The 16,565-nt window shown below is 46.7% G+C and carries 14 protein-coding genes; 8 read left to right on the top strand and 6 right to left on the bottom strand.

The genetic code is table 11. From position 1 onward, the window contains the following. The first annotated feature begins 41 nt into the window (after positions 1–41). Positions 42–431: a YgiW/YdeI family stress tolerance OB fold protein gene (locus M0413_RS09205; protein ID WP_037423760.1), complete on the top strand. Its 390-nt coding sequence runs from the start codon at positions 42–44 to the stop codon at positions 429–431. Positions 432–528: 97 nt separating this feature from the next. Here the strand turns inward: M0413_RS09205 and M0413_RS09200 are convergent, their stop codons facing one another. The 4 genes from M0413_RS09200 to M0413_RS09185 form a co-directional block, all read right to left on the bottom strand. Continuing rightward, positions 529–1,005 (bottom strand): peroxiredoxin, encoded by a 477-nt coding sequence (locus tag M0413_RS09200; RefSeq protein ID WP_037423763.1) that lies wholly within the window; start codon positions 1,003–1,005, stop codon positions 529–531. A 90-nt stretch (positions 1,006–1,095) separates the two neighbouring features. After that, on the bottom strand, positions 1,096–1,695 hold the full coding sequence (locus tag M0413_RS09195; protein ID WP_249553892.1) for a hypothetical protein: 600 nt from the start codon (positions 1,693–1,695) through the stop codon (positions 1,096–1,098). Between the two features lie 156 nt (positions 1,696–1,851). Beyond that, entirely contained in the window at positions 1,852–2,601 is a 750-nt protein-coding gene (locus M0413_RS09190) for a competence protein CoiA (protein WP_037423769.1), read from the bottom strand. Between the two features lie 303 nt (positions 2,602–2,904). Beyond that, positions 2,905–3,825 (bottom strand): choice-of-anchor H family protein, encoded by a 921-nt coding sequence (locus tag M0413_RS09185; RefSeq protein ID WP_249553888.1) that lies wholly within the window; start codon positions 3,823–3,825, stop codon positions 2,905–2,907. A 360-nt stretch (positions 3,826–4,185) separates the two neighbouring features. On the opposite strand from M0413_RS09185, the gene M0413_RS09180 reads away from it, so the two are divergent. The 4 genes from M0413_RS09180 (at position 4,186) to M0413_RS09165 (ending at position 8,197) form a co-directional block, all read left to right on the top strand. Continuing rightward, positions 4,186–4,488, top strand: coding sequence for a PepSY domain-containing protein (locus M0413_RS09180; RefSeq protein ID WP_037423775.1), 303 nt, complete (start codon positions 4,186–4,188; stop codon positions 4,486–4,488). A gap of 1 nt (position 4,489) precedes the next feature. Continuing rightward, a complete protein-coding gene (locus M0413_RS09175) occupies positions 4,490–5,185 on the top strand; it encodes a response regulator transcription factor (RefSeq protein ID WP_144345330.1) in 696 nt (231 codons plus the stop codon). Beyond that, positions 5,178–6,542: an ATP-binding protein gene (locus tag M0413_RS09170; RefSeq protein ID WP_249553886.1), complete on the top strand. Its 1,365-nt coding sequence runs from the start codon at positions 5,178–5,180 to the stop codon at positions 6,540–6,542. The genes M0413_RS09175 and M0413_RS09170 overlap by 8 nt, the downstream gene beginning before the upstream one ends. A gap of 149 nt (positions 6,543–6,691) precedes the next feature. Beyond that, entirely contained in the window at positions 6,692–8,197 is a 1,506-nt protein-coding gene (locus M0413_RS09165; protein ID WP_249553884.1) for a DUF3300 domain-containing protein, read from the top strand. Positions 8,198–8,257: 60 nt separating this feature from the next. Here the strand turns inward: M0413_RS09165 and M0413_RS09160 are convergent, their stop codons facing one another. Further along, positions 8,258–8,734, bottom strand: coding sequence for a hypothetical protein (locus M0413_RS09160; RefSeq protein WP_037423787.1), 477 nt, complete (start codon positions 8,732–8,734; stop codon positions 8,258–8,260). A gap of 74 nt (positions 8,735–8,808) precedes the next feature. Further along, positions 8,809–12,432 carry an EAL domain-containing protein gene (locus M0413_RS09155; RefSeq protein ID WP_502957297.1) on the bottom strand — a complete coding sequence of 1,208 codons (3,624 nt, stop codon included), beginning with the start codon at positions 12,430–12,432 and terminating at the stop codon, positions 8,809–8,811. A 613-nt stretch (positions 12,433–13,045) separates the two neighbouring features. Between M0413_RS09155 and M0413_RS09150 the strand changes: the two genes are divergently transcribed. The 3 genes from M0413_RS09150 to cyoB all read left to right on the top strand — a co-directional run bounded on the left by M0413_RS09150 (position 13,046) and on the right by cyoB (position 16,565). Beyond that, positions 13,046–13,366 carry a hypothetical protein gene (locus M0413_RS09150; protein WP_249553882.1) on the top strand — a complete coding sequence of 107 codons (321 nt, stop codon included), beginning with the start codon at positions 13,046–13,048 and terminating at the stop codon, positions 13,364–13,366. A gap of 188 nt (positions 13,367–13,554) precedes the next feature. Continuing rightward, positions 13,555–14,583 (top strand): ubiquinol oxidase subunit II, encoded by a 1,029-nt coding sequence (gene cyoA, locus M0413_RS09145; RefSeq protein WP_249553880.1) that lies wholly within the window; start codon positions 13,555–13,557, stop codon positions 14,581–14,583. A gap of 2 nt (positions 14,584–14,585) precedes the next feature. After that, on the top strand, positions 14,586–16,565 hold the full coding sequence (cyoB, locus tag M0413_RS09140) for a cytochrome o ubiquinol oxidase subunit I (RefSeq protein ID WP_249553878.1): 1,980 nt from the start codon (positions 14,586–14,588) through the stop codon (positions 16,563–16,565).

Genomic DNA, 16,565 nt, shown 5'->3' with positions numbered 1-16,565 from the left:
TGAGTCGCCCAGCGGCGTAAGATTAGAAAGAGGACATTTAGATGAATAAAATCACCTTAAGCATGTTAGCAATCACATTGTCATTGAGTGCCTTGTGCAGCCAAGCTGGATTTCAACCAACAACGGGCGAACCCCAATTACGTGGCGGCTTTCAAGGCCCCAGCGCACGGCAAATCATTCATGATGTCGTCAGTGCGCTCAATGCCAGCGATGACACTCAAGTGGAGTTAACCGGCCATATCATGTCTTCAATTGGCCACGATGATTATATTTTCCGTGACAGCACGGGCGAGATTAAAATCGAAATTGACGATGATCTGTGGCTCGGACATACCGTCACGCCTGAAACCCAAGTCATTATTCGCGGTGAAGTGGATAAGGACTGGTCAGAAGTCACTATCGATGCCGACAGCATTCAACTCGTTCAATAACCGTATAAAAAAGCCAGCCTCATCTAGGCTGGCTATTGTTCTCGCTCAAGCAAGCGACACATCAGCCCCATAAGTTCAGGGGCATCCGCTTAACATCTTAACTTAAAGCCGCCAACACCACTTCGGCTTTGCTCACTTCAAATGACTTAGGCGCTTCAACATTCAGTAACGTTACCACGCCATCATCGATAATCATCGCATAACGTTGTGAGCGCACACCGCCAAAGCCTGCGGTATCCATCTCGAGTCCCAGCGCTTTAGTAAAGCTGGCATCGCCATCGGCTAACATCAGTAGTTCAGACGCATTTTGCGCTTCGCCCCACGCTTTCATCACAAAGGCATCGTTTACCGATACGCAGGCAATTAAATCAACGCCTTTGGCTTTAAACTGATCGGCCAGCACCACATAACCGGGCAAATGTGCTTCAGAACAGGTTGGTGTGAAAGCACCTGGCACTGCAAATAACACCACTTTTTTACCCGCAAACAGCTCGGTAACTTGATGATTTACCATGCCATCTTTTGTTAATTGGCTTAACGTAGCCGCTGGTAATTTTTGACCTTGAGCAATCATGTCTCTCTTCCTTTAGTTAACGTAACTCGCCCATACTAGCCCGAATCAGACAGGATAAACACCGAGAGAAAAAGGGGGGATTGACCATTATTACTTCCAACCAGATGATAGATTGATTCTTACCTTCAAATCCTCAAACTGTGACGGAACGCTACCAATATTTATAGTGAGGCTTAGTGAACCAGCATCGCTAGGAAAGAAATTAAAATATCGCATACTTTTTGTTTTAGCTGGCATTTCAATTGATGAAAACGGTACAGCTCGATCACTCACATCTTGGTTTTTATAGCTATATCTTCCATTCCACTCATATTCATTAGCCCATGATGCTTCTTTAAGTTCTTGCATCCTTTTGAAATGAGCATTTAAAGGAGATTTCCTGTAAAAAAAGGTAACGCCTAAATCATTTACAATTTTAAGCTCAACTTCGGTATCAAGCTCAGCAAAATCATGTTCATTATCACTGAATAGCTCGATACTTATAGCCGAAGTTTCATGAGACTTATAACCTTTTAAATCAAACTTATGCTTTGATCCAGTCTCAAAAGGAAAATCTGGCAAAGTAAGCTCGTACGTGATAAGTGGCCAATAACCATATGATTTAAAATCTCCATCCCCCTTATATCCGCAAGACATAAGGAAAAAGCACAAAGAGAGTAATATCCATTTTTTAATCAAAGCAAACTCCATGCTTCTAAATTTAACGTCCACCAAAATAAATTAGAGAACCCAAGATAAAACAAAAACATAATGTACTTTAGATTTGCCTACAACTTACTCAGGCTAAAGTGGCTTGGATGGGTGTCCACTTTCTTCTTTTGTCTACTCTTTTTCCTTTAAACGTTTTTATGCAACGCCTCCATAGCGAATCAAAAATTTGTCTTTGCTATGTGCTTGAATACAGAAAGAACTGAAGTCATTGAAGCGTTTTAGCTGCCAAAGAATACCCTTTCCAAAGTCAAGATATACAGGCTTAGTTGCGTTTAGCCACACTTGCTTTGGTCGTTTCCACTCATAGAAAAAATGACCAACATGGGTATCCTTCGTTAAGTACCCTATTTTATCGGATGAATGTATTTCGATTAGCTCCTCAGGTTGGTATTCAGAAATATGGAAGTAGATAAAGTGTGTTTTATGATTAGTATTTTGAACACCAATGTCCACCATTGAGGGATGATTTGGATCTGGCAATGCTGCCCTTAACTTCATATTTTTAGCTAGATTCCTACCATTTACGACCCAAATCATATCGCCGTAAAACTGTTCACGAGACTGTAGCTCCTTATGTGACATCGGTGAGTTTTGGAACTCTATTACCATACCATTAGGTAACTTGACGTCTGCTATGTGTTTTTCACCAGCTTCGTCAAAGTCGACAATCTCTTGATAGTCATTTGCCCAATAGTTTTTCCAATCTCTGTGCCACTGACTTTCATTGTCCCACCAGGGGTCACATGAATCTTTGCGTGCATGAGCCCAATGCCAGCGTACTTTAGTACCACACTTAGACAGCATTGGTTTACCACAAAACTGGCACAAACCTCTTACTTTTGGGGATGGTTCCTGTCTGACTCCGTTAACTAACGAGAATTTCATTTTAGCCTCTTGCTACACAACATTTGTATTGTTTGCATTCGCATAACTTCACCATCGACCATCAGACAAATCACTCACAAGCTACTGATTTAAAATTTGATTTCCACAATAACAAAAATCATTCTGGGTAGAAAGTGCACAAATGCATGATTGCTGTTTGTTTTGCGGTATGCATTTTGAAATAAAAAAGCAGCGTATCGATGGATACGCTGCCTTGTTAGGGTGAGACCGACTTCTTACTCTGCGTGTATAGTCAGTATGGCCTTTGATAAACTCAGTCACATTGCACATCAAAATCAAATCTTAAATAAACTCTTCACGTTTACGCAGTACAGCCAACAGTCCTAAACCAAGCAGAGCAAAGAAAGAAACTGCGCCGCCTTCTTCGACAATAATTACCTCACCAGAGCTATCGCGGTCACGACTTTCTAGCGGCAAGGCATATAAGCCATCGGTATCATCGGCGCTAATGGTCGCAACAATATCGCTATAACCAACCTCATAGACATCGATTAATACATCGTAGTGATCCGTTTGATAGCCAGTGTAGAGGGTCGTCAGTACTTCGTAATCATCCTGAGTCGAGTCACCGTAGATGGTAAACACATCGGTGGTGTAGTAATGCACCCAAGGGCCACCGTTACGGCTGAGGTATAACTCGGCAAACAGGTCGGCGCGCTCATTAAGATATGCACCAAACACATCTACATCGAAGGTCACGCTAAAGGTTTGATAAAACCCATCGTAATCAAAGTCTTCAAACAAACGGCTGCTGGCATCAAAAATCGCAAAGCTGTGATAAATAGGGGCGCGATAGGGATCTTCTGTGGCGGCGCTTGAACTGGGGATCGGCTGACTTGTATGTTTGGCGATCACTTGTTCGCGAGTCATGGGGGTTGCACCCATCAATTGTACTCGCTGAACATTCGAACCTTGTGCCGAGAAGGACGGTGCCAGCGATTTAACCGCAGCGGCAGTAGCTTCCGCTACACTTTGGGCGGGAGCCGACTGTTGCAATAGGCTTAAGGCTTGCTGCTCTTGCTTGACGGCTTGCTCGGCATCGGTCTTTTTCATCATACCAATACTTGCTGCACTAAAGGGCGCCAAGTTTGACTCGTCGCTCGGCTGCGCGCTCACCATTGTCGATGCCAGTAATGCACTGGCCAATACTACAGCCTTCACATAAGTCGTGGTTGCGATAACTTGTTGTTTCACTGTGTTCATCTTGAATACCCCATTGGATAATCCGCTCAAATTGGTGACATTAGAGGGCACTCAAGGTGAACATAAGCTGAACATTAAAATCTGCTGTATTTCAGAGCAACACTGCTGTTCAGCCTTAATTCATCTGCTGTGGTTAACACTACTAATATGTCACAGGATATGACTCCTGATATGTAAAGAGGTTCGATGAGGATTAACTCGATAAAATCTCACGAATCACAGTGAATTTTAAAGGAATTGTGTTTACCAATTGGCTGATCTCTATGTGTTTGTTATGGTGATGAGGTATTCTTAGTCGACTCGATAAGCTATCAAGCTCGCCACTTACTTAAGATCGCCGAACCTGTACGGGTAACAGATATGAAACTTGGTTTGACACTGACCCTAGTCGCTTGTTTATGTGCCTCCTTTGGCTGCATAGCGGGCAATGATAAACACGATGATCGCAATCAATCGCGCGACCAAGGCGTTAAGAATGAGCAGCGCCGCCTTGTGGTGAATAGTCCAGACCAAGCCGTGGCTATGGCGCAGCGTCAATATCGAGGCAAAGTGCTCAGCGTGCAGTCGAGCGGCTCAGGCTATCGCGTCAAAATCCTCAATAATGATGGCCAGGTTTTTTCAGTTTCGGTGGATGCCGCCACAGGACGCGTGTCGAGGAATTAATATGCGACTCTTACTCGTTGAAGACGACTTAGCACTGCAAGCCAACTTAAAACAACACTTGCTGGATGCCCATTACAGCATTGATGTCGCCAGCGACGGCGAAGAGGGCTTGTTTCAAGCCGTTGAATATAACTATGACGCAGCCATTATCGATGTCGGTTTACCTAAACTCGACGGTATTAGCCTTATCCGCCGCATTCGCCAAAAAGAGCGCGCTTTCCCGATCTTAATTTTAACCGCGCGCGACAGCTGGCAAGATAAAGTCGAAGGCCTCGATGCCGGTGCCGACGATTATCTCACTAAGCCCTTTCATCCCGAAGAATTAGTGGCTCGGCTCAAAGCCTTGATCCGCCGCTCGGCAGGTAAGGCAAGCCCAATCATCACTAACGGCCCCTTTAGTTTAAATACCAGTAGCTTAGAGGTCCGCAAAGGGGACGAACTCATTACCCTCAGCGGCTCTGAATACAAGCTATTTGAGATTTTTATGCTGCATCAAGGCGAAGTGAAATCTAAAACAGCACTCACCGAACATATTTATGATCAGGATTTTGATCTCGACTCTAACGTTATCGAAGTCTTTATCCGCCGTTTACGCAAAAAGCTCGACCCCGATAACCAATACAATCTAATCGAAACCCTGCGCGGCCAGGGCTATCGTTTAAGAGTCATTGCTCCTGAGCAAGGTACTGATGAGTAAGCGCGCGCTTGCCTGGCAGTTGCTCAACTCCTTAAAGACTCGGCTCGTCCTTAGCGCGCTGTTGTTTATATTGGTGCTGCTGCCGCTGATTGGGGTCGCCCTCAATGACGCCTTTGCTGAACAGGTAAAGAGTGCCGCTAAAAATGAGCTAAGTGCCTATGTATATTCAGTATTAGCGGTGACTGAAGTCGAAAATAAACGGATTTTTATTCCTGAATTAGTGCTCGAGAACCGCTTTAACCTTATTCAATCAGGCCTCTATGCCATAGCCACCACCGAAGATGCGGAGCATAAACAGAGCATCGTCTGGCATTCGCAATCCTTTATGGGCATCACGCCACCAGCACAGTTCACCATTCCGCCAACGGGCCAAAGTGCCTTCGATCAAATCGACCTCGCGGGCGCGCCACACCTTATCTATAGCTTTAGTGTGAGCTTTGCCAGCCTGAATGAAAATGTGCCGGTGACTATCCATATCATTAAAGATGAACAGGAGTTTCAGCAGCAGATAGCTCAATTTAATCAACAGCTTTGGACTTGGTTACTGATCTTAATTCTCGTGATGCTGATATTTCAGCTGAGTTGGTTGATTTGGACCATTAGACCACTGGCACGCTTTACCCAAGAGCTGCACGATGTGGAACAAGGTAAATCAACCCAGCTGAGCAGCCAGTACCCCAGCGAGTTACAAGCGGTGGCGAGGCAGCTCAATATCTTGCTCAATACCGAACAAACCCAGCGTAAGCGCTACCGCAACGCCCTTGCGGATTTAGCTCATAGTCTCAAAACACCACTGGCGGTGATTAAAAGTCAGGTGGATTTAAGTGAAGCCTCGAGTGAGCAAGTGTCGAACATCAGTCGCATCATCAGCCACCAGCTTAAACGCGCCCAAACTGCGGCGGCCGCCTCATGGCATTTAGGGATTAAGGTTGATGAGGTGGCCAATAAACTGCTACGCACCTTAGCCAAGATTTATCGAGAACCGCAAATTAACCTCAGTGGCGAAATCGCTGAACAAGCGGTTTTTAAGGGCGATGAAGCCGATCTCACCGAGATTTTAGGTAACTTACTCGACAACGCCTGCAAAGCCGCTAAATCAATGGTCAAATTAACCGTCACTGGCGATGCTTATCAATTGCAACTTTGTATCGAAGATGACGGCCCAGGGATCAGCGAAACCCTGCAAACGCAAATCTTTGAGCGCGGGATCCGCGCCGATTCCTATCATCAAGGTAACGGCATAGGTTTAGCGATTGTCCGCGATTTAGTGGATAGCTATAACGGTCGAATTTCTGTTTCCCGCTCAGAAAATTTAGGTGGCGCCAAGTTTACCGTTAACTTTACCCATTCTGCTTAATCTTTTCTTTTCAATGCCATATATCGTTTTATTGGTAAGAAAATAAATCTACAACACGCTTTTGCCGCACAATATACTTTCAGCTTATGTTCATATTCACGCGCCTATGATGCCAATAACATCCGCAAATAGGATTATTGGAGCGAACCATGAACAGATTATATCGATGGAAATGGCTAGTGTTATCGGCGGCTTTAGTTGCTCTGCCTTTCACCGCGCCGACGCAAGCTGCGGGCGTATCCGTTAGCCAAGGTTCAAGTGCTTCATTGAGCCAAGCCGAACTCGAGCAGATGCTTGCGCCTATTGCCCTCTATCCCGATAGTTTGTTGAGCCATATTTTGATCGCCTCAACCTATCCACTCGAAGTAGTACAAGCGCAACGTTGGTTGGAAGATCATCCTAAGTTGTCGACTGATCAAGTGATGTCTCGCACCGAAGACAAGGACTGGGACCCGAGTGTTAAAGCGCTCATGGCTTTCCCCAATGTCTTACAGAAAATGAGCGAAGATTTGGATTGGACCCAAAGGCTTGGCGAAGCCTTCTTGGCCGATGAAGCGCAAGTAATGGACGGTATTCAATCACTCAGACAGCAGGCGGATAAAGCCAACAGTTTAGCCAGTATGGAGAATATGGCGGTAACTCGCGCCAATAACCAGATCATCATCGAGCCTGTACGCCGCGAAGTGGTATATGTGCCTTATTATGACCCCCGCGTAGTTTACGGTACTTGGCGTTGGGGCGTGGCCTATCCGCCAGTATATTGGGAGTTTGGCGGCTATGTTGGCTACCCTTACCGCCCAAGCCATAGCTACTTTTACTGGTCGCCTGGGATCCATATTTCCTTTAACTACTTCTTTAGCTCATTTCATTGGCATCGCCATAAAGTCGTCGTGATAGATCACCATCACTCCCACCATTATCGTCCACGGGAAAGATACTCGGTCAGCCATGGCGCTCAACCTTGGAAGCATAAACCCGAGCACCGACGCGGCGTGGTTTACCATAATCCGGTGGTAAAGGAGCGCTACTACGGTGACAGCAAGTTCCGTGGTCGTGACTCCCACTCCACAGGCAGTGGTCAGCACTTTACCAGCCAATACTCGAAATCACGGGAACATCAAGACGCACGTTATACCCGCGACAACGAGGGTTATAACAAGCGCCATGATAAGGACAGAAGCAATAACCTAAGTCGCGATAATCACTACAGCCGCGAGCGTACGCCCAGCTTCCAAAGCACTCAGGCCGAGTTAAAAGAGCGCCGCGTGGCACCGACAAACGCTGCGCAAGCGAGTAAGGAAGGTTACAAAAGAGAGCGTAACGACAATGCTCGTCAGGATAATCAGGTAAGGCAAATGCAGGCCAAAGCATCACGAGAACAAACTAGGGACAACTCAACAAGGCAGTATCAGACTCGAGACCAGCAACCGCGCAGCTTTGAGACCCATACTCAGCCACAAAGACAGGAAGCTCGCCCCGAGGTAAGACGCGCCGAACCGCAACGTATCGAGCAGCCCCGTCAAGTACAGCCAAGACAACGGGAAGAAGTGCGAACAAGACCGAGTGAGTCGCGCCAACACATGCAGGCAGCACGCAGTGTGGAGCGTAATCAAAGCCGCTCGACTCAGAGCCAAGAACGTCGCCACCGGGAATAATCGAATATCTAAGATAGAAAAAGAGCGCGAAGATTCGCGCTCTTTTTGATAGCTCAGTCGTTAAAACTTTAAGGTCAAGGACTGGCCTTCTCCCATACCTTGCCACTCGATCGTAAGCTCCATTATCTCATTGATAATATGTTCAAAGTCAGATTGTGAAATCTCAGGTACAGCTAATTTACGGTTACTACAGGCCTGCTCAAGTAAATAGATAAATCCCGCATAGCTAGGCGTATCAGCAGACCATAGCAGAGATTGCAATGCTTCGACGATCGATTCGGTTTGCCAAATGTCAGTTTTATCAGCAACCGCTAAAGAAGCTTCGTTATGCTCAAGGGTGAAATTGATATCGGCACCAGCACGTATTTGCGCGAAAAAAGCGCCTTGAATCCGCAGGCGTTTTTCAACGACGTAGTGAATCATATCGTGGGGAGCAATCCCCTGCTCAGGCATCTGAGTTTGTGTGGCACTACCATCCATGCGAACACAACGTAATTGAGCGTAACGGGTCGAACCTTTAGTGAAGATAACTTGCATAGCGCTGTCCTTAATGTATCCATGTCCTATCGCCAGACTGACTCAAGTATAGTGCTAAATGGATAAAAAACGGCCTAAAAATTGCGTTCAATAAAACGTAAACAATCATCAGCAGATAAGGGTTTACTGAAATAATATCCCTGCACCAGATCGCAACCCATGCTCGAGAGCAACACCAGTTGTGCCTCGTTTTCCACCCCTTCAGCCACCACGGTTAATCCTAGTTCATGGGACATCGAAATCGTGGCCGCGCTGATTGCCGCATCGTTTGGATCATTTTCAATATCCTTGACAAAGGAACGGTCCAGCTTAAGCCGATCTAAGGGCAGCAACTTCAAGTACGAGAGTGACGAATAGCCGGTGCCAAAATCATCAATTGCCAATTCAATCCCATATTGACGCAACTCGGCCAGCAACTTGGCATTTTGCTCAGGATACTGCATGGCGACACTTTCAGTGATCTCAAGCTCCAATGCTCCCTTGCCAAGATCATATTGAGCTAACACATTGATAATATCAGCAACTATGGTCTCTTTACGCAGTTGATGCGCCGACAGATTAACCGCCATTCGCAAGTCTTTCGCGCCCTTTTTACGCCACTGCGCCAGTTGTGCTAGTGCTTGCTCTAATACCCATTGGCCGATGGGGATAATCATGTCGATCTCCTCGGCAATAGGAATAAAGCGATCGGGAGCAACCAATCCCAATTCAGGATGCTGCCAGCGGATCAACGCCTCAACACTCACCATTTGTCCGGTGTTGATATCGATCTGCGGCTGATAATGCAGCAGTAACTCATCACGGGCAATGGCTTGCCTGAGCCCAGTTTCAATTTGCTGGCGCTCAGTCACTAAGGTATTCATTGCAGCGGTGAAAAACTGATAGTTGTTTCGTCCCGCCGCCTTGGCGCGGTACATGGCCATATCGGCATTTTTCATCAATGCCTCAACACTGTCACCATCGGTTGGGAACAGGCTGATGCCTATGCTAGGTGATGAATGTAAAGGCTTGTTATCTATGATGTAGACTTGATTCAAACCGCTGCGCAAGGCTTCCGCCACCTTAGCGACGCTATCGTGATCCGTATCAGACAACACCACGACAAATTCATCACCGCCTAAGCGCGCGACGATATCGTCACTGCTTACAATACTCTTTAAGCGCCGCGCCACTTCGAGCAACAACATGTCGCCGACATGATGTCCCAGGGTGTCGTTAATATTTTTGAAATGATCCATATCGATAAACATTACGGCAATCTGGGTTTGGCTGACAAAAGCCTCCTGAAAAACCATCTCCAAACGCGATTGCAGACTCAAACGATTCGGTAGCAAAGTTAAGGAATCATGATGCGCTAAGAAGTGAATGCGTTCCTCATTCACTTTGCGTTCGCTGATATCGGTAAAACTGCCGATGTAATGGCTGATTGCTCCAGTTTCGTCGCGAACCACAGACATCATCAGCCATTTCGGGAAATCATAGCCATCTTTGTGGCGATCCCACACTTCTCCTTGCCAAAACCCCGTTTGCTCAAGCGCGGCTCGCACTTGAGCATCAATGTTTTTATCGGTTCGAGCGGCTTCAATAAAACGACAGTTTTTACCTATGATTTCATCCCTTGAGTAACCAGTAATTTGGCTAAAGGCGCTATTAACATCCACGATGACGTCATTGGCATCGATAATAGTGATACCTTCCCCACTTTGCTGGAATACCTGTGCCAGCAAGTTAACTCGGGCAATAGTGCGCTCTTGCGCGGTAATATCTTCCACAATAAACAGGATAAGCGGCTCACCATTAGCTGCGGCTACTAAGGAGCCATTCAGTCTGACGGCCACTAGCTGTCCGTCTTTATGCCGATAGTGCTTCTGATAAGGACCATAACGGCGTGTTTGCTTGAGGCGTTCGAGCTGTTCAGCCTCAGTCACTTGGTAACGAATCGGGGTAAGCTCCCAAGGATCAAGCGCTTGAAGCTCCTCTAGTGTGTAGCCCGTAATTTCAGTAAATGCTTGGTTAATGGCAACAAAGTGCCCATCCTCAAGACGTTTTAACACATGGCCAACGGGTGCCTTATCGAATAGGTTACGGTATTTTTCTTCGCTCTCGACGAGGGTGGCTTGAAATGCTTGATTACGCGCAATCTCCTTCGAAAGTGCCATAGTTTTTTCTGCCACTTTATCCGCAATCCGATGACGCTCACCGGAAGAGATTAATGTCACACCACTCACAACGGCACAGGTGATAAAGGCTAAAAGTAATAGCAACAGTGACAGACTGTAAGATTCACCCATCAGTTGAGCATACGACTCGTAAATCACAATATGCCATTGCCTATCGGCAAGCGTTAAGTGGGCCTGATAGTATTGGCCTGTTTTATCGCTATGTAACTTACCAGAAAAGGTAGGAAATTCTTTCTGACTATTCGCATAGAGCAAGGCTCCATCAGCACTCAAATCCGTTAGCCGCCAATGCAAACCTTTTACCTGTTCGACTTTATTGATGATACTTTGGATATCGATCACCGCCGAACAAAATCCTTTAATGTTACCGACGCGATCGAAAGAAGGCACCAATAGTAGCGTGCCTCCAAGGCCATGAGGATCTTCAGCTAATTGGATTTTGCCTGTGATCACCGGCGCAAGCGTTGATCTCCCTTTGGCAATGGCTGCCGCCCTCGCAGACTCGCTGTTGAGATCTAATCCAAGTACGGCGCGACTGCTATACATAGGTTGCACATACTTAACAGGCACAAGCCAGCCGTCGGCGTTTGGTTTGTCCCCCTCTAAGTATTTGATATTGAAAGGTCGCCCCAGCTCAGCTGTGGTTGCAGACTCAAAACTCTGTTTATCGCTCGCCGCAATCAATGGTGACCAAGCCCAAGCCTTAAAGCCATCTAATTGGAGTCGATTACGTTTACCGAACTGAAAAAATTCATCTTCCGTGACTATTTCACTGTTATCAAACAGGCTGGCAAGGGCAACTAATTGTTGTAGATTGGTTCCCTGAAAAGTTTCCACACTACTGATAATCGCATTGGATTGAATTTGAAACTTATCCTGCAGTTGCTGCCGCTGGTTCATATCTGCGTAATAATAAATCCCCACGCAAAGTAAAAAACCAATCACCAAAGGTAGTCCTGTTTGAATCCGCCTTGAGCGCCAAATGGGTCGCCTATCAAACACTAATATGGTTAGCGGGATAAAAATGACCGCTCCAAGGAAATCGCCCATCCACCAATTGAGCATACTGGTAACGAGATCCGAACTTGGAATCATGCCGTAAACTGCAAGTGCAGCATTACCCAATAGAGAGGCAATAATACAACCAGCACTGAGACTAATCATTGATTTAATAACAGTTTCTGGTTTATCAAAGGTCAGTAAAGGATCGATGTATCGAATAATTCGAGCAGATATAATGGTCTGTAGTAACGTGCCCAAGGCAATACTGATGGGCAACCAACCGAGATGTAGTTGCCCACCAATATTAATATTAATCAGCAATGCCCCTATAAAAACCCCAATCCAAGGCGCATATGCTTTCCATAAAAGACAAGCAGCGATTGCTATCCCTGCCGCGGGCCAAATTGCCGCAGAATATCCGGGAGGTAAGGCAATCATCAAACCCATTTTACCGACAATAAAGTAGGCTAAGGCTATGAATAAATTGACCTTAAAATAGTGCGCAAATGCGTTGATATTTAATCCCTTGTAGTAATTGGGTTGATAATCAGAATGGGCCCATAATGCCTTAATCTGCAAATCAATCTCAAGAGTAGTCAAACCGTTAGCTCATTGGGGGCTGAAAGCCAAAGCGGTACCATGATGTAAAAATTATTTTTACGCTGTCTAACCAGTTAAACTGCCACAAAACACCCTAGGGTGATAGCTATGCTTTATTGTAGGATTCAGCATTGAATATCGGCAAGGCATCACTAAAATCAGAAAGTATAAACAACCAACTCGGCAAATAAGCGCGCTAAACGACTCACAGTGAAGCCAAGACATTTACATATCGCCATCACAATTTCCACACAGAATGTGAGTGAAATCAGTTTATTTTTAGTTAAATATGTAACCGCCATGTTTAATTATGGTTTTTTTAATGCAAAAGCCCTTTTGTGACCTAGATCTACTTTCAATCAATCCCCGCTTCTTGTTATCCTCCCGCCCGCACAAAAAAGTTGCAGCTTGAATTTTTATTCAGCCAACAATTCTTCTCGCTCAACGCCGGACCTGTTAATTGAAATTCGCACTCAGCCAATTTTGCGCTGAAGGATTGAATCTCGTTGCGAGGTTCTCCCACTTCAGTATGACAAACTTAGCCCTGCTTTTTGGGTTACTGTTTGTGCTGCCCGCAGCTGACTTAGTGTCAGTGATGGTCGGCGGCTGCATCGATATTGGCGAATTAATCACCCTGAGCGATGGATTTTTAATCGAGTTTTTCGGCGCCACGCTGCTGAGCATTTTGCTGCTCAATCCCCAGATTATTAAGCAATTGTGCAATTTGTTCGACAATGGCTTCAAGTTTTTCAACAGCTTAGATTTAACTAATGCTGCCCTGTTTTTAGCACCCCCAAGGCTAAAATCCCTCGAGCATCTTGCGCACGGTTGTCGCGCCCCACCATTGTAACCCTCTGTTTTAAAATTCAAATTTAGCATTAAGCGCTGAAAGTCGATCCTCGATCTTGCATTGGGGTGGCAGGCATTTTTGTGCCACGCTCGAGCCACTTTCGGATTTGCCTTCGGATAACGCCGCTCAATGCTACTGCCAATCTCTCTGGGCAGAGTTGTAAACCTTAGGGTTAGAGGAATCTTCCTTTGTTAATTCGAAATTTAAGTAAAGTAGCATTCGCGGCGCTTGCCCTGATGCTCGCAGGCTGTGATGGCGGCGTATTGGATCCCAAGGGCCAGATCGGTGCCGATGAAAAGCACCTGATCATCATCGCTACCCTACTCATGCTGATTGTGGTTATCCCCGTGATCTTTATGACCTTGTTCTTCGCTTGGAAGTATCGCGATGGTCGAGATCAGGAGGTTTACGCGCCCAAATGGTCCCATTCGAGCGCGATTGAAACCGTGGTTTGGATTGTGCCGATAGTAATCGTCGTGATTCTAGGGGTGATTACCTGGGGCTCTACCCATGATCTCGACCCTTACAAACCACTCGAACACGAGGCCAAGCCGATTACGGTTGAAGTGGTTTCTATGGACTGGAAATGGTTATTTATCTATCCAGAACAAGGTGTTGCATCGGTAAATGAACTGGCTTTCCCAACCAATGTACCAGTGAACTTTAAGATCACCTCTGATACCGCCATGAACTCTTTCTTTATCCCGCAGTTAGGTAGCCAAATCTACTCAATGGCTGGGATGACGACTAAGTTGCACCTGATTGCCAACGAACCCGGCACCTATGACGGTATTTCCGCTAACTATAGCGGCGCAGGTTTTGCGGGCATGAAGTTTAAAGCCATTGCCACGCCAACGGCGGCCGACTTCGATGCTTGGGTAGCCAAGGCAAAACAACAGGCGACGAAGACCTTAGACTCTGCGACTTACCAAGCCTTAGCACAGAAGAGTGAAAACAATCCTGTTGAATACTTTGGCTCAGTTAGTCACGGCATGTTCGATCAAATCGTTATGCAATACATGCACATGGACTCAAACGAGCACATGGCAGGCCATGAAGGTATGGAACACATGAGTGCCGACCACAATATGGCTGGCATGCACCACGATATGGCGCATATGGCGAGCGAACAGAAGATGGCCGACATGGAAAGCTCAACCCATTCTGACACTTCATCAACAGAACACTCATCCACTCACCCAGTGGAGGCGGAGTAATCATGTCTTTTCTCGGTAAATTAAGCTTAGATGCGATTCCGTATCATGAGCCTATTATCATGGTGACCCTTGCGGTTGTTGCCGTGATAGGCCTGTACGTCGCAGCCTTGATCACTAAACACAAAAAATGGGGCGTGCTTTGGCACGACTGGTTAACCTCGGTTGACCATAAACGCCTCGGTATCATGTACATAGTGCTTGCCTTCATCATGCTGATCCGCGGTTTCTCCGACGCCATCATGATGCGAACCCAACAGGCACTGGCCACCAATGGCGCAGCAGGTTATCTGCCGCCTGAACATTACGACCAAATCTTCACTGCCCACGGCGTGATCATGATTATCTTTATGGCGATGCCATTTATGATCGGTCTAATGAACTTAGTGCTGCCACTGCAAATCGGTGCCCGCGACGTTGCCTTCCCCTTCTTGAACAACCTCAGCTTCTGGCTAACCGCCTCTGGCGCTGTGCTAATCAATATTTCATTAGGTTTAGGTGAATTCGCCCGTACCGGTTGGGTAGCTTACCCGCCGTTGTCTGAGCTGGCTTACAGTCCGGGCGTTGGGGTTGATTACTATATCTGGGCGCTACAGATTTCGGGGATAGGGACAACCTTAACCGGGGTCAACTTTATCGCGACTGTGCTTAAGATGCGCGCTCCAGGCATGAAGCTGATGCAAATGCCTATCTTCACTTGGACTTGTACTTGGGCCAACATCCTGATCGTGGCGTCGTTCCCGATCCTGACCGCGGTTTTAGCGCTGTTAACACTCGATCGTTACATGGGTTTCCACTTCTTCACCAATGATGGTGGTGGTAACGCCATGATGTATATCAACCTGTTCTGGGCTTGGGGTCACCCTGAAGTGTACATCCTGATTTTACCTGCGTTCGGTATCTTCTCGGATGTGATTTCAACCTTTACCTCTAAGCGTCTGTTCGGCTATTCCTCAATGGTATGGGCCAGCGGCGCGATTTCGATCCTCGGTTTTATCGTGTGGTTACACCACTTCTTTACCATGGGCTCGAGCGCCAACGTCAACGCCTTCTTCGGCGTGATGACCATGGTGATTGCGGTCCCGACTGGGGTCAAACTGTTTAACTGGTTGTTCACCATTTACCGCGGCCGCCTGCGCTTAACAGTGCCAGTACTGTGGACCTTAGGCTTTATGGTGACTTTCACCATTGGTGGGATGACGGGCGTGTTATTGGCCGTACCTGGTGCCGACTACGTGCTACACAACAGCTTGTTCCTGATCGCTCACTTCCATAACACCATTATCGGTGGTGCCGTGTTCGGTTACTTAGCCGGTTTTGCTTACTGGTTCCCGAAAGCGACGGGTTTCCACTTAAATGAGCGTTTAGGTAAAGCGTCATTCTGGTGCTGGCAAATTGGTTTCTATGTGGCCTTTATGCCGCTGTATGTACTCGGTTTTATGGGGATGACTCGCCGTATCAACCATATTGATAACCCAGCATGGAACCTGTGGATCTATATCGCTGCCGTGGGTGCTTGCATCATCATGGTCGGTATCATTCTGCAATTCGTGCAACTGTACGTAAGTATCCGTGACCGCGACCAAAACCGTGACACCACGGGCGACCCATGGAATGGCCACACGCTGGAATGGTCAGCCGCATCACCACCACAGTTCTACAACTTTGCTAAGTTGCCACAAGTGTCTGATATCGATGCCTTTACCGATGCGAAAGAAAAAGGCAGCGCCTATCAACGCCAAAAACACTATCAGCCAATCCATATGCCGAAAAATACCCCAAGCGGTATCTTAATGGCGCTGGGTATTACCGCCGCGGGCTTTGCTGCGATTTGGCACATTCTGTGGCTCGCGATTGTGGGCATGGTGGGCGCGTTTATCGTGTTCTTATTCCGTGCTTATAACAACGATGTTGACTATTACGTTCAACCCGATGAAGTGGCACGCATTGAAAATGCTCACTTAAACAATGTAGTAAGGGGCTGA

Source organism: Shewanella sp. 8A (assembly GCF_023475945.1).
GTDB lineage: Bacteria > Pseudomonadota > Gammaproteobacteria > Enterobacterales > Shewanellaceae > Shewanella > Shewanella xiamenensis.
This window is presented reverse-complemented; position numbering and strand designations above follow the sequence as displayed.